Origin of the sequence: Arthrobacter sp. ES3-54, assembly GCF_029504395.1 — a bacterium.
In the GTDB taxonomy this organism is placed as follows: domain Bacteria; phylum Actinomycetota; class Actinomycetes; order Actinomycetales; family Micrococcaceae; genus Arthrobacter.
In genome coordinates, this window is sequence record NZ_JAQFIF010000014.1 from 54,130 (window position 1) to 68,201 (window position 14,072).

15 protein-coding genes are annotated in these 14,072 nt (G+C 64.7%); 7 read left to right on the forward strand and 8 right to left on the reverse strand.

The features are described from left to right. Window positions 1–78: 78 nt before the first annotated feature. The 6 genes from M2428_RS18565 to M2428_RS18590 all read right to left on the reverse strand — a co-directional run bounded on the left by M2428_RS18565 (window position 79) and on the right by M2428_RS18590 (window position 5,978). Window positions 79–1,452 (reverse strand): FAD-binding oxidoreductase, encoded by a 1,374-nt coding sequence (locus tag M2428_RS18565; RefSeq protein WP_277527433.1) that lies wholly within the window; start codon window positions 1,450–1,452, stop codon window positions 79–81. A 57-nt stretch (window positions 1,453–1,509) separates the two neighbouring features. Then, entirely contained in the window at window positions 1,510–1,833 is a 324-nt protein-coding gene (locus tag M2428_RS18570) for a cupredoxin domain-containing protein (protein ID WP_277527434.1), read from the reverse strand. A 296-nt stretch (window positions 1,834–2,129) separates the two neighbouring features. Then, complete coding sequence (locus M2428_RS18575; protein ID WP_277527435.1) at window positions 2,130–2,906, reverse strand: MerR family transcriptional regulator; 777 nt, start codon at window positions 2,904–2,906, stop codon at window positions 2,130–2,132. 73 nt (window positions 2,907–2,979) lie between these two features. Further along, window positions 2,980–4,170, reverse strand: coding sequence for a Fic family protein (locus M2428_RS18580; protein ID WP_277527436.1), 1,191 nt, complete (start codon window positions 4,168–4,170; stop codon window positions 2,980–2,982). Window positions 4,171–4,311: 141 nt separating this feature from the next. Further along, window positions 4,312–5,100, reverse strand: coding sequence for an SDR family oxidoreductase (locus tag M2428_RS18585; RefSeq protein WP_277527437.1), 789 nt, complete (start codon window positions 5,098–5,100; stop codon window positions 4,312–4,314). Beyond that, on the reverse strand, window positions 5,097–5,978 hold the full coding sequence (locus M2428_RS18590) for a helix-turn-helix transcriptional regulator (RefSeq protein ID WP_277527438.1): 882 nt from the start codon (window positions 5,976–5,978) through the stop codon (window positions 5,097–5,099). The genes M2428_RS18585 and M2428_RS18590 overlap by 4 nt, the downstream gene beginning before the upstream one ends. 102 nt (window positions 5,979–6,080) lie before the next feature. Here M2428_RS18590 and M2428_RS18595 point away from each other — a divergent pair, with 102 nt between their 5' ends. From M2428_RS18595 to M2428_RS18625, 7 genes are all read left to right on the forward strand, one after another. After that, on the forward strand, window positions 6,081–7,532 hold the full coding sequence (locus M2428_RS18595) for an MFS transporter (RefSeq protein ID WP_277527439.1): 1,452 nt from the start codon (window positions 6,081–6,083) through the stop codon (window positions 7,530–7,532). A gap of 81 nt (window positions 7,533–7,613) precedes the next feature. Beyond that, entirely contained in the window at window positions 7,614–8,495 is an 882-nt protein-coding gene (locus M2428_RS18600) for an aldo/keto reductase (protein ID WP_277527467.1), read from the forward strand. 50 nt (window positions 8,496–8,545) lie between these two features. Next, window positions 8,546–9,571, forward strand: a complete 1,026-nt coding sequence (locus M2428_RS18605; RefSeq protein ID WP_277527440.1) for an aldo/keto reductase — start codon at window positions 8,546–8,548, stop codon at window positions 9,569–9,571. Then, complete coding sequence (locus M2428_RS18610; RefSeq protein ID WP_277527441.1) at window positions 9,568–9,930, forward strand: nuclear transport factor 2 family protein; 363 nt, start codon at window positions 9,568–9,570, stop codon at window positions 9,928–9,930. Before M2428_RS18605 ends, M2428_RS18610 begins: the two co-directional genes overlap by 4 nt. 58 nt (window positions 9,931–9,988) lie before the next feature. Beyond that, on the forward strand, window positions 9,989–11,569 hold the full coding sequence (locus M2428_RS18615; protein WP_277527442.1) for a Na+/H+ antiporter: 1,581 nt from the start codon (window positions 9,989–9,991) through the stop codon (window positions 11,567–11,569). Window positions 11,570–11,621: 52 nt separating this feature from the next. Then, window positions 11,622–11,954 carry a carboxymuconolactone decarboxylase family protein gene (locus M2428_RS18620; RefSeq protein ID WP_277527443.1) on the forward strand — a complete coding sequence of 111 codons (333 nt, stop codon included), beginning with the start codon at window positions 11,622–11,624 and terminating at the stop codon, window positions 11,952–11,954. A 9-nt stretch (window positions 11,955–11,963) separates the two neighbouring features. Then, complete coding sequence (locus M2428_RS18625; protein WP_277527444.1) at window positions 11,964–12,365, forward strand: cupin domain-containing protein; 402 nt, start codon at window positions 11,964–11,966, stop codon at window positions 12,363–12,365. Window positions 12,366–12,497: 132 nt separating this feature from the next. Here M2428_RS18625 and M2428_RS18630 read toward each other — a convergent pair whose 3' ends face one another. Beyond that, entirely contained in the window at window positions 12,498–13,553 is a 1,056-nt protein-coding gene (locus tag M2428_RS18630; RefSeq protein ID WP_277527468.1) for a DNA polymerase IV, read from the reverse strand. 109 nt (window positions 13,554–13,662) lie between these two features. After that, window positions 13,663–14,055, reverse strand: a complete 393-nt coding sequence (locus tag M2428_RS18635; protein WP_277527445.1) for a VOC family protein — start codon at window positions 14,053–14,055, stop codon at window positions 13,663–13,665. Between the last annotated feature and the right edge of the window lie 17 nt (window positions 14,056–14,072).

Below are 14,072 nucleotides of genomic sequence, written 5' to 3' on the forward strand. Positions count from 1 at the left end.
TTCCTGCCTGTGGATCGGTCAATGGTTGCCCCGGCCAGTCTCCGACGTCGCCTTGCGCCGATCCCAGCGGCGGACTTCCTATGCGATCGGGCGGACGTTCTGATTTGATCGGAAGAGGTTGGTTGGGTCGTATGTGGCTTTGACGGCGGCCAGCCGATCGTAATTGGCGCCGTAGGCTGCCCTCACGCGCTCCTCCCCCTCTTGGCCCAGATCGTTAACGTAAACCCCGCCCGCGGCGAAGGGCTGCATCGCCTCGAAGAACGCGCGGGCCCAGCCGACGTTGCGCTCCGTCTCTGCCGGGTCGGCCCACTGGGCCAGGATGAGGAGCTCGCTCTGCGACCGGCGATGGGGAAATGCCGTGGCTGCCGGGTCGACCCGGGCGGCCACACCATGTAGTTGCTGCATTCCGATGCCACTCGCCGCTGAAGGCATCTCGGTCGCAAACTGGAGCAGGATATCGACGGCGTCGGCGGTGAACTCGGTGAAGAAGCTCGATTTCCAGTAGTGGTTCTGGCCCACCGGAAAGCCCACGTCGTGAGCGCTCTGCAGGACGACGTAGTCGGTTGGCACCACCACGTCCACAGCTGGGCCGAGCTCGCGGAGCGGTCGGAGGGCCAGCTCCGCCTCATCATGCTCTCCGCTCCAGCAGACGCCTACGCCAAACACAGGGCGCCCCGAGGCGTCACACCCCAGACTCGCCGACATCGAGAGTTCGTCCGGACAAGAAGCGGCGAATTCGGGGTAAAACCGCAGGACCTCCCCCGTCCGTTCGGCCGGGAACGAGAGCGCCCCGGCAAGAACCGGCCCAACGGGATGCAAACGATAGGTGAACGACGTAACAACGCCGAAGTTCCCGCCGCCACCCCGGATGGCCCAGTAGAGGTCTACGTGTTGGTCGGGGCTCACCGTCAGCAGCTTGCCATCGGACGTCACGACGTCGGCGGCCAGCACGTTGTCGCAGGCGAGCCCGTGCTTGCCGTTGAGCCAGCCGATGCCACCGCCGAGGGTCAACCCGCCGATGCCGGTAACCGAGACGACTCCGAGCGGCGTGGCTAGGCCATATGCCTGTGTGGCAACGTCAAGGTCGGCCAGGAGCGCACCCGCTCCAGCCACGGCGACGCGCCGTTCGGCATCGATCTGAACATTCTTCATGCCAGAGCAATCAAGCATGAGCCCATGGGCGCCGACGGCGTTCCCGGCCACGTTGTGACCGCCGCCCTTAATGGAGACAGGGAGATTGTTCTCCCGGGCGAAGGTCACCGCGCGGCGGACATCCTCGGCGTCAGCGGGGCGGACGATCAGGTCCGGACGGCGGTCAATCATCGCATTGAAGACCTTCCGGGCGTCGTCGTAGCCGAATTCTCCAGGACGGAACAGCCAGCCCCGGAGAGCCGAACTCAAGTCATCAACGACGGATGGGTCAAGCGACGGTGAGGGGGTCTGGGTAGCCACACCACGGCACCTTTCTCGATCGAGACCGTCAAGTGCCCGCCCCAGCCGGCGTCGTACCTATTTGACCGTCAGGGAGCCATGCATGTTGGAGTGGTACCTGCAGTGAAATGGGTAAGTGCCTGGCTTGGATGGCGCCTTGAAGGTGGCAGTACCGCCGTTTTCCTTGACCTCGACATCAAAGAGCGTCGCATCCTGGTCTGCCGTCACCGTGTGCTCGGCAGTGTCCATGTTGATCACCTTCACCTCCGCCCCGGGGGCCACCGAACCCGGGATCTGGTAGGCGAAGTTGCTGATCGTGATTGTCGCGGCAGCGGCGTTTGCCGCCCCGCTTCCTGGCCCGGAGGCCGTGGAGCCCGCCGGGGCAGACGGCTCCATCGACATGCTGGGAGATGTCCCGGCCGTCGTGGCGGGGGCCGACGCCGTAGTTCCGCCGCCTCCCGCACAGCCGCTCACCCCGATCAAAGCCGTGGCCAACACAAGTGCAGTCCGTGTCTTATTGCTCGTCATGATGTGCCGTCCTCGATGCTGGAGGGGGCTGAGGAAACAGCCCGGCTTCCTTCCATTCTGCATCCAGCACTCTCAAAAAGCACTGCTAAATAGACGTCAAGAGGCACGGGCCAATTGCGCGTCATTGCGGCCTGCGACGGCACCGATTGCACCGCATCTCCCGGAAGTGGTCAGGGTTGCGCCCTTGCCTTTTGCAGGTAGGCCAGGAGGCCGGCCAGTTGCTCCGAGGACCATGGCATATCCGCGCTGAGGGCGGCGCTATTGTCCTGCCACATGGAACGGGCGGCGGCTTTGGTCTGTTCACCTGAATGGAACATGGATCCGATTTCGTCCCATGCCCTGACCCACTCCCGAATGGACGGATCAGAGACCGGCGTCCCGTTCTCGACGTGCCTGAGGCCCTCCTCGACCAACGCGGCCCATCGGGCTTTGGCGGCCTCGATGCGGTCGCTGCCGAGTTCGGCCCTGCGGTCGGCCAGTTCCTGGCGCTGTTCTGGTGTGAAGTGGTTTTCGAGCACGGTGATCATCTCCAACGTTGACATGAACTGTTCCGGGGCCGGCATGGCGGCCCCCTCAATGCGTGAGCTATCGATGCGGGAAAGCAGGTCCCGCAGCCGGTCCTGGACTGCTTGGACCTGCTCGGCGTACCGGCTCATGTGCAGCAATTGCTGTTCCAGGAGGATGCGCAGTGAAGCCATGTCATCGGCAGGGGTTGCCAACGCGGCGCCGATATCGGCCAGTGGGAGGCCCAGCATCTGCAGCGCCCGGATCCGGTACAGCCGCCGCACGTCTTCCTCGGTGTAGCGGCGGTGACCGGAAGCGGTCCGCTGGCCTGCTGACAGCAGTCCGATCTCATCGTAGTGATGGAGGGTCCGGACCGTGACGCCACACGCTTTGGCGAGTTCGCCGATGCTCCATCGGCCTCCGGCACCGCTCGTCTGTTTCATAGGCACAACGGTAGATCCTCACGCCGCGTGAGGATCAAGGCCTCCCGGCCGCCTGCGAGAAGTCGTCGCCCGCTCAGCCGGCCTTCCCGGCGTCGGCCAGCCGGTTGTTGAGCCGGTCCACCTCGTCGAGGACCTCGGTCGCCGCCCAGGCACGGCTGCGCTTTGACTGGGTCACCGGGGTGATCACCCCGGCGTTGGCGAGCCGATGCAGCGCGGCGTAGACGGAACTCTCGGCGACGCCGGCAACATGGGCAGCGCTGTGGGCCTCGAACACGGGCCGCTCCAGCAGCCACGGGATGATCTTCTCGTCCGCGGAGCCCCTGCGTGGCCTGGCCAACTCCAGCCACATCGCCGGCAGGGCATCGAGTGCGGCCACGGATTCCCGGGCGGCGTCCGAGGCGCGGACCGCGGAACGGGCCAGGTAGAGCACGAACGGATCGGCATCGCCGGAGCGGTAGTTGTTGACGAGGCTGAAATACGTGTCGACGTCGGCGACCATCGCCGACGCGATCGGGGTGACCGTGTTCTTTGTGAGCCCCCGACGCCGGGAAATCGCACCGATCAGGGCCCGGCCGATCCGGCCGTTCCCGTCGGTGAACGGGTGGATGGATTCGAAGTGGGCGTGCGCGATCGCCGCCTGCGCCATGATGGGGATGTCGCGGCGATTGCAGAAGGCCATCAGGTCCTCCATCAGTTCCGGCACGAGCTCCGGCGGGGGCGGGACATGGATGGCGCCGCGCGGTGAATGGTCGCTGCCGCCGATCCAGTTTTGAACGTCCCTGAACTTGCCGGCGTGTGGGCCGTCCATCGGGTCGTCCTTCATGAGCGTGTGATGGGCACCCAGCATTGCCTCCAGCCGGATCTCTCCGGTTCGCCCGGCGTCGTCGATCATCCCTTGTACGGCGTCGGCTGCAGCCACCATTGAGCGGGCGTCATCACTGGTCTTGAGCCCGATCATGGCCCGCGCGTAGTCGTCGCGGTTGGCGTTGACGTGCTCGATTTTGGAGGAGGAGACGGCCTCGCTGCGGAGCAGGAACCCGCTGATGGCGGCCATCCGGGTGCCGGCCGTGACGTCCAGGGACGCTATGGCAACCGCGGCCTCCTCCAGGGCGACAATGGTCTCGCGGCCCGGATCGAACCAGCTCCCGGCGATCATGGGTGGCAGCGAGACCACAACCTCGGTGAATTCCCGGTCTTCGCGCGGGGGCCGCCCGGACGACTTCCACGGCATCGTCTTGCTGCCGTGTGCGGGCCAACGGGTCATGGATCCTCCGGAAGTCTAAATAGTCACCGTACTATTTAGATTTTAGGGGTCAAACATGAATAGCGTGACACTTGTTGAGGAAACCCGCCACATATGTACGGCAAGTCGGGATCCCTTCCTCAGTCGACTAGGAGTTTGGATTTACTCTCCGGCTTTGAGGCTTCCTGCTGTGATTTTGGTGAGGTCGCGACGGAACATTTCCGGCTCACTCTCCGTGGGGAGGTCGACAATGTCTTCGGCAGCATCGATAGATTCGACTGAGTCTGGCGTCAAGGAGGTAAAGACGCTGGTGAGGTCGTCTTGTTCGGGTCCGTGGTCTGCGATGAGTTCGAGAGTTTTGTGGTTGGCGGCGTCAATGTGAAGGCTGTCGATGAGTACGCGGGCGATCTGGTCCCGGGCTATAACGCCGTCGGCTGGCGATCCAGACTGTCTGCGATCGCCCTGGAGCATGACGATCGTCCGCTGGCCGGGTTCGTTGTAGTCGAACCAGCCGGGCCGCACGATCGTGTAGGGGTTGCCACTGGCGCGGACGAGCCGCTCGCTGCGCAGCTTCCACTGGGCGTAAGCGACGCCGGGCCGGGTGGTGCCGATAGCGGTCATGAGGACAAGACGGGTCCGGCGGCCGTCCAAGGCTTTGAGAACGTTGGCTACGCCTGTGTAGTCGTTGTCCCGCACGTCCCGTTCGCTGGTCGTGGATCCGTGCGTGAACACGATCGCGCCGACTGCATCGACAGCCTGGCCGAGGGTATCCGGACGGGTCAGGTCACCGATCACCAAGTCCACCCCTTCGGGAAGAATGCGGGCAGCGCGGGCCCGGTCACGCACGAGTGCCCGGACCGCGTAACCCTGCTGCAGCGCCTCGGCCACGGCGTAGCGGCCGATGCTGCCCGTAGCCCCGACGATCAGGACAGTGGAGGGACGGTGGTTCATTTATTCTCCTTGACGGCGGCCACTGCCGTGGTCCGCTGGGTGGCGGCCCAACTGGCGAGGACTTTCAGCGCGTCCTCGGAGGGTGTCCCGGGATCTGCTGTGTAGACGTTGATGCGCAGTCCCGGGTCTGCAGGCAGTTCAAGCGCTTCGAAACTCAGGTCAAGGTCTCCAACAATCGGGTGGTGGAGCCGCTTCCGGCCGGCGCGGTGGTACTTCACATCGTGCCGGGCCCACCGGGTGCGGAACTCCTCGCTTCGGGTTGAGAGTTCACCGATCAAGTCCGTGAGGTCCTTGTCGTACGGGTTTTTCCCGGCCGTGGACCGCAGGACAGCGACGATGTCATCCGCCGCGCGTTCCCAATCGGCGAAGAACTCCCGCGCCTTCGGGTTCAGGAAGGTGAAGCGTGCGCTGTTCGGCGGGGTGGTCTGTTCGGCCATCAAGTCCAGATAAAGCGCACGGCCCAGCTCGTTGGCGGCGAGGACATCCCCGCGGTCGTTGCGGACCCAGGCCGGCGCGGCCGTGATCGCATCGATGACGCGTTGCACGCTCGGCCGCACCGTCTGGGGGCTGCGCTTGCGCCTCACCCGAGGGGAGGCGGTGGCGGCGCGGGCGAGGTCAAAGAGGTGGGCCGTTTCGGCGTCGTCGAGCTTCAGGGCACGCCCGAGCGCTTCGAGGACGCTGTCAGATGCTCCGGAGAGGTTTCCTCGCTCGAGGCGTATGTAGTAATCGATGCTCATGCCGGCGAGCATCGCTACTTCCTCGCGGCGCAGCCCGGTAACGCGCCGGTTGCCGCCGTAGACGGGCAACCCGGCCTCATCCGGCGTGATCCTTGCGCGGCGGGAGGTCAGGAATTTCCGCACATCGTCACTGTGTGTCATGGCATCCACGCTACCCGCGGTCGATGGGACGAGGGAGGCACTGGCGTTACCCGGAAAGACCGTGACTCCCGGCCCGTAAGGAATCACGGTTGCATTGAAAGCATGAAACCTGAACCTACAACAGCCTCCCACCCGGCTGCGATTCTGGCGATCATCCTCGTCAGCTACTTCATGATCCTGCTGGACAACTCGGTTATCTTCACCGCCCTGCCGAGCCTGCAGGCAGATCTGCAGCTGAGCACCGGTGAGCTCACCTGGGTCCAGGATGCCTACACGCTGGTCTTCGGCGGCCTGCTCCTCCTCGGTGCCCGGGCAGGAGACCTGCTCGGACGCCGGCGGGTCGTCGTGTTGGGGCTGGTGGTGTTCTCAATCGCATCTTTGCTGATCGGACTGGCACCGACTGGCTGGTGGGCGATCGCCGGCCGCGCCGTTCAGGGTATTGGGGCTGCGATCGTCGCGCCCGCCTCACTCTCCCTGCTCACGGCCAGCTTCCCGGAAGGTCGTGAGCGCACCCGGGCCGTCGCCTTGTACGGCGCCACCGCGGGGATCGGCGCCAGCCTCGGTCTGGTCATTGGTGGGGCGCTGGCCCACTGGATCTCCTGGCGGGCCGGGTTCTTCGTCAACGTACCCATTGGCGCCGCGATGATCGCACTCGCACCACGGTTCCTCCCGGAATCAGGCCGGGCCCGCGGCCGCTTTGACGTATTCGGGGCGGTCAGCGCCACGCTGGGTGTCGGCGCTCTCGTATTCGGCATCATCAACACCGTCGATGCGGGATGGACTTCCACGGTTACGATGACGGCCGTCAGCGCCGGCGTCGTACTCCTGATCGTGTTCGTCCTGATTGAACGCAGGGCCGCCCAGCCGATCATGCCATTGCGGCTGTTCGCGAGCCGCCGCCGAACCGGTGCCTATGTCGCCCGCTTTCTGTACCTGGGCGCGATGATCGCATTTTTCTTTTTCACCACCCAGTTCCTTCAGGAAGTACTTGGCTTCGACCCCCTACAGGCCGGCATCGGATTCCTGCCCATGACCGCAGTCAACTTCGCTGTTGCAATGAGCATTCCGCGGCTCATGGGTAAAGTGCCGGATTCAACTCCACTCGTGGCCGGCATCCTGATCACCCTTACCGGGATGTTCTGGCTCAGCCGAGTGGGTGTGGACTCCGGCTATCTGACCGGGGTGGCGCTGCCGATGGTCCTCATTGGCGCTGGGCAGGGTCTCGCGTTTGCGCCGCTGACCTCGTTCGGCATCATCGGCGCTCCTGCGGCCGACGCGGGCGCGGCATCGGGCCTGGTGAACACCTTCCATCAGGTCGGTACCTGCCTTGGGCTTGGCATCGCGGTCGCGGCTGCAGCGACCGTCCCGGCGGCGGGTTCCGCTGCAGCGCACCTGGCCTCGCAGGTCAGCGTCGCCCTCACGACTGGCAGCATTCTCCTGCTCCTTGCCCTGATCGTGACGGCAGCCGTCATCCTGCCCGCAGATTTGGCCGAGCGCCGCAGCAGGACGGTGACCGCGGCTCGGCCCGTGGCCCTGGCCGAGCCCGCCCGCTGACCCACAAATCCCGCACTTCATGGGGGTACTGACGTGCACTCCCACAATTCCGTACGTCTCAATATCGTGAAAGGCATGAACATGGAACTGACCCTCAACAACGGCGTCACAATGCCAGCCCTGGGCCTGGGCGTCTTCCAAAGCGCCCCGGAGCAGACCACGGCCGCGGTCGAGGCCGCACTGGCCACCGGCTACCGGCACATCGACACGGCCGCCGCGTACGGCAACGAGCGGGAAGTCGGGCAGGGCATCCGCAGCTCCGGCCTTAATCGTCCGGAGGTGTTCATCGAGACCAAGGTCTGGGTCAGCGACTACGGCTACGACCAGACCCTGCACGCCTGGGACAAAGCGACGGGCAAGCTCGGTGTCGACTACCTGGACCTGTACATCCTGCACCAGCCCGCCCCCGACCGGTTCGAGAAAACCATTGCCGCGTACAAGGCGCTGGAGACCCTGCTTGCTGATGGGCGGGTCCGGGCGATCGGCGTCAGCAACTTCATGCCGCACCACCTGTTGCAACTGCTCGACGCGACCGACGTCGTCCCGGCCGTGAACCAGATCGAACTGCACCCCTACTTCACCCAGCCGGACGTACAGGCAGCTGATGCCCGGCACGGGATCATCACCCAGGCATGGTCGCCGATCGGCGGGATCACCTTCTACCCAGGATGGGGCCAGGAGCGCCGGAACGTCATGGAAGACCCGACAATCGCCGCCATCGCACGGGCCTACGACAAGAGTCCGGCACAGATCATGCTCCGGTGGCACCTGCAGCAGGGCCGCTCAGCCATCCCGAAATCGACCAACCCTGCACGCATCGCCGAAAACTTCGAGGTGTTCGACTTCGAACTTAGTGCCGAGGAACTCATCGCCATCGATTCGCTCAACACCGGCAACCGCAACGGTCCGGACCCGGACGAAGCCCGTGAGGAGCGCTTCGCCATGGTCATCCCCGAAGCCTAAGACGTCCGAAGCCTAAGACGTCCGAAGCCTAAGACAGAGAAGGAACCACCATGGAATACCGTCCCCTCGGCCGCACCGGTGTGCACGTCAGTCCCTTGTGCCTCGGTGCGATGATGTTCGGCCCCTGGGGCAACAACGACACCGCGGACTCCATCCGCGTCATCCACCGCGCCCTCGACGCGGGCATCAACTTCATCGACACCGCCGACGTCTACTCCGGCGGCACTTCCGAGGAAATCGTCGGACAGGCACTGGAAGGGCGCCGCGATGACGTGTTCCTTGCCACGAAGTTCTTCATGCCCATGAGCGAGGACCCCAACCAGCGCGGCGGATCCCGCCGCTGGATCATCCGCGAAGTTGAAAACTCCCTCCGCCGGCTCAATACCGATTACATCGATCTCTACCAGGTCCACCGGCCCAGCCCTGACACCGATGTGGAGGAGACCCTCGGCGCGCTCACCGACCTCGTCCGCCAGGGGAAGGTCCGTTACATCGGTTCTTCTTCGTACTCCGGCTCCCAGATCGTCGAAGCCCAGTGGGCATCCCGGGAACGCAGCCTGGAACGGTTCGTCACCGAACAGCCGCCCTACTCGATTCTCGTTCGCGGCATCGAGGAAGACATCCTCCCGACGGCGCAGCGCCACGGCATGGGCACCCTCACCTACAGCCCGCTCAGCGGCGGGTGGCTCTCCGGGCGCTGGCGTAAAGACTCAGCTTCCGAACCCACCTCCTCCGCGCGTCCGAACGCCCGCATCGACATGAGCAGCCCAGCCAACCAGCGAAAACTCGACATCGTCGAAGAACTCGCCCAGCTGGCCGAACAAAACGGACTGACCCTCATCGAGCTGGCCATCGCTTTCGCGATACACCACCCGGGCGTCACGGCCGCGATCGTCGGCCCGCGCACCATGGAGCAGCTGGAGTCCTACCTGCCCGCCGCGGACATCACACTGAGCACCGACGTGCTGGACCGCATCGACCAACTCGTCGCGCCCGGAGTGACCGTCAACCCAGACGACAACAGCTTTGGAGCACATGAGCTCACAGCGCAGGCACGACGGCGGAAGCGACTGTGACCGACGAGTCGGTGGAGGCGCTCCACGATGCCCTCTGCGAGGCGATGGTCGCCGGGGACGTGGCAGCGCTGGCCAGCATCCTCGCCGAGGACTTCACCCTTACGCATATGACCGGGTACGTGCAGTCAAAAGCGGAATGGCTTGCTGCTATTGAATCCGGTGAGATGCAATACCACCGGATGGGAACAGTCGAGGCCACCATCAGCGCGGAAGGGACCACACCCGGTTTGACCGCCCGCACACTCACCGACGCAACGATCTGGGGATCCAGGGCCACTTGGCGACTGACGTTGCGCTCCTGGTTCGAACCCCATGGAGACGACTGGGTAATAGCACGTACCGTCGCATCCACCTGGTAAGTCCCACGCAGCCCGTCCATTTGACGAGAGCAATAGAAAACAATCGAAAGGAGACGTCATGGAGGGCCTGGAAACCGTCGTGCTCCTGGGCGTGACTGTGCTCGCGGGCGCAATCCTGGCTCCCCGCGTCCGTGTCGCCGCACCGTTGTTGCTGCTGGTCTTAGGCCTGGTCCTTGGCTTCGTTCCACAACTGCGGCAGATCGAGCTGCCACCGGAGACGGTGCTGCTGATCTTCCTGCCGGTCATGCTGTTTTGGGAGAGCCTGACCACGTCGCTCCGGTCGATCCGGCGGGACCTGCGCGGCATCGTCTTGCTCAGCACACTGCTGGTGGTTGCCACCGCTCTCGCCGTGGCTTGTGTGGCAAACCTCCTTGGTCTGCCGTGGAGTGCCGCACTCATCCTCGGGGCGGCTCTGGCTCCTCCGGACGCGACGGCGGTCGCGGCCCTGGGCCGTATGCTGCCGCGCCGGAACTTCATGCTGCTCAAGGCCGAGAGCCTGACCAATGACGGTACAGCCCTCGTGCTGTACGCCATAGCCGTGGGTGCGGCACTTGGCGGCAGCTACACGCCGCTCTATATCGCCGGCCTGTTTGCCCTCTCCTATGTTGGAGGGGCGGTCGCCGGAATCCTGGTCGCAGGCGCGGCTTACCTGCTTCTGGTCCGCGTACGCGACCCGCTCATCATCAACATTGCTCTGCTGATCACGCCGTTCGCCGCCTTCCTCCTCGCCGAAGCCGTTGAAGCCTCGGGCGTGCTCGCCGTCGTAGTCGCCGGGTTGATCATCTCCTTCACCTCCAGCAGGATCAGCACGGCAGCATCGCGTCGCCAGACTGAGTCCGCATGGCCTCTCGGTTCCTACCTTTTGAACGGCGCCTTGTTCGTTCTCATCGGCCTTCAGGTACAGGCCGCGGTGCACGAAATCAACGCCCGCGACGTGGGCCGGCTACTGCTCACCACAGTCGCCGTGTGGCTGGCGCTCATCATCATCCGGTTCGTTTTCCAAACCGTGAGCGTCGCCGTCATCCGGGTCCTGGACCGGCGCCCCTCCCAACGCGGACGCAGGATGAGCTACCGGGCACGAATCGTCAGCTCCATCGCCGGCTTCCGCGGAGCAGTCTCCCTCGCCATCGCCCTCTCCGTGCCAACGGCACTCAATAACGGCAGCCCGCTCCCCGGACGCGACGACATCATCTTCATCACCGCCGGCGTGATCGTGCTGACCATGCTCCTCCAAGGCCCTCTACTGCCCGCCGTAGTCCGCTGGGCCAGGCTGCCCGATGAACCCGAGGAGGAAGAACTCCGCCTGGCCGAACTGGCCATCGCTTCCGCCGCCGTCTCCGCCCTGGACGAACTCGCCCACGAGCTCGGGACGAGCGCAACTGTGCGCAGCCGACTCGCGGACGAGTATCGATCCCACCTGTCGGTCATACAGGCGCTGAAAGCCGGTTCCGATCCGGCGACCACCACGCAATCGCGCGAGGAAGAAATAGCGCTCCGCCAGGCCGTACTCGAGAAGAAGCGTGAAGTACTCCTGCAACTCCGCCTCGCTGGCACGGTCGATGACATCGTCGCCCGGCGACTGCAAACCAGGCTCGATGTCGAAGAGCAACGCCTCACAGGCGTCGCAACCATCGACTGACAGTCTTCTGAACAACCACCACTTCCAAGTCCAAACCCAAAGAAGGAACATCATGACTGACCAACCCAAGCAGCTCGGCGGCGGCCGCAAGATGTTCGGTGACTTCCCTCCGAAACTTGCCGAGCTCACCGACGACGTGCTCTTCGCGGACGTCTGGAACCGGCCCGAACTGAGCGCACGCGATCGCAGCCTCATCACCGTCGCCGTGCTGACCGCCGGAGGGAATACTGAGCAGCTGGGCTTCCACCTCGGCCGCGCCCTCGAAAACGGTGTGACCCAGGAAGAGCTCATCGAAGCCATCACCCACGTCACGCTCTACGCCGGCTGGCCCAAGGGCATGTCCGCGATGGGCGTCGCCAAGCAACTCTTCACAGACAACAAGTAGAGGAAAATCATGAACATCGAACCCACCGTGCCGACAACCAAAAACCCGCCAGTCCAGTTCGCCGGCGACGTCTGGCTGGATCCGATCGCGCTGCCTCACGAGAAAGACCAGACGATGGTCGTCGCGACCGTTCGTTTCGCTCCCGGAGCGCGGACCGCCTGGCACTCCCACAAGCACGGCCAGTACCTGCGCGTCACTCAAGGCGTCGGCCGCTTCGGCGGCCGAGACGGCAAGATCATCGAGGTCCACCCCGGCCAGACGCTCTACACCCCGCCCGGCGAAGAGCACTGGCACGCTGCCGCCCCCGGCTGCTTCATGGAGCACATCGCCATGCTTCAGAACGGCGAGGACCCCGCCACAACCACGACCTGGGGCGAGCACATCACCGACGACGAATACAACGGCCGCTAACCAGCAGATGTTATTCGCAGACCCGAGACGTCGAGGGAGCGTTTCCCTTCGGCGTTCCGGCGCGCTGGACATCTAAGACGAATACTTCCGCGAAGCGGTTCATCCGCGCTGGCAAGTAAGGGAGCGACGCCGTCACCAACCGCCGCGCGTCGGCGTATGTCCCTTTCGGGCGTCGTCGGGCATTGCCATTTCGGCCCGCAGGCCTAGTAGTCGGATCGGACGGCCCGCTTCGATTCCGGCTGCGAGGTCCAAGGTCTGCGCGAGGATTTCGTTCCGGTCGAATGTCTCGGGAATCTTCCTCGCGTGGGTCTTGGTGAAGAACGGCGCGTACCGAACCTTGAGGGTCAGCCCAACCACGGGCCGTCCTTCGGCCACAACATCCTCAAGGACACGCGCTGTCAGCTCCCTTAGTGCGTCGTCCACCTGGGCGGGCCCGGTCAGGTCCCGCTGGAAGGTGGTCTCCCGGCTATGCCCGCGGGCAACCCACGGAGTGTCGTCCACAACGCTGGCCCCGTCCCCGCGTCCGAGCTCCGCATACCACGGCCCCATCTTGGGGCCGAACTCCGGGACCAGGTCCTGAGGGTCGGACGCGGCGAGCTCGGCGACTGTGTTGATGCCGAGTTTGGCCAGCCGGCCCGACACTTTGGTTCCGACGCCCCACAGGTCCTTGGTGGGCCGACTGCCCATGACGTCGAGCCAGTTCCCGGCAGTGAGACGGAAGACGCCGGCCGGTTTGCCGAAACCCGTGGCGACCTTGGCCCGAATCAAAGTGTCGCCGATGCCCACGCTGCAATGCAGCTGCGTTCGCTCCAGGACAGCGGCCTGCACCTGCCGGGCGTAGGCTTCCGGGTTCTCTGTCTCAGTGCCTACAAAGGCCTCATCCCAACCCAGCACCTGCACGGTGGCGCCGGGCTGCGCGCGCAAGGTAGCCATCACCGTTTCAGACGCCGCGAGGTAAGCCTCCTGATCGACGGGCAGGATCACAGCGTCGGGCACTTTCCGGGCCGCAATTCGCAAGGGCATTCCGGAACCCACGCCGAATGCCCTGGCTTCGTAGGAAGCGGTCGACACCACGGCTCGTTCCGTGGGGTCGCCGCGGCCGCCGACAATGACTGGCTTGCCCGCAAGCTCCGGCCGCCGGAGCACTTCGACCGCCGCGATGAACTGGTCGAGATCGACGTGCAGCACCCATAGGATTCCACTCACGCCACCAGTCTGCCTTAATCATCCCTGGCAAGCATCGGCTCGCCACCGCCCCCTTCGCCCTCGTTTCGATTGCGCCGGGCAGCGGGCGTGTCTAGCGCTGAAAGGCTTCCCGAACGTCCGGCGGCGTAGCTTCCTGTATGACCCAGCGGTTGCCGTCCGGGTCGCTGAAATAGGCGAAGGCGATTCCCCCCATGTCCTGGACCTCGCTGATCTCCGCTCCGCGTTGTAGAAGTTCAGCCCTCGTGGATGCCATGTCCGGGACCACCAACTGCAGGCCTTCCAGGCTGCCCGGCGGCATGCTGGTCATTCCCGTGCCGATGACGATGGAGGCGGCGGAGCCGGGTGGCGTAAGTTGGACGACCCGGATGCCCGGTATGTATTCCACGTCGTGGTTCAGGGCGAACCCAAGCCGGTCTGTGTAGAACGACTTGGCTTTGTCCACATCACTGACGGGTACTTGTACGACCTCGAGGCGCATCTCCATGCGCCTCAGAGTACCCC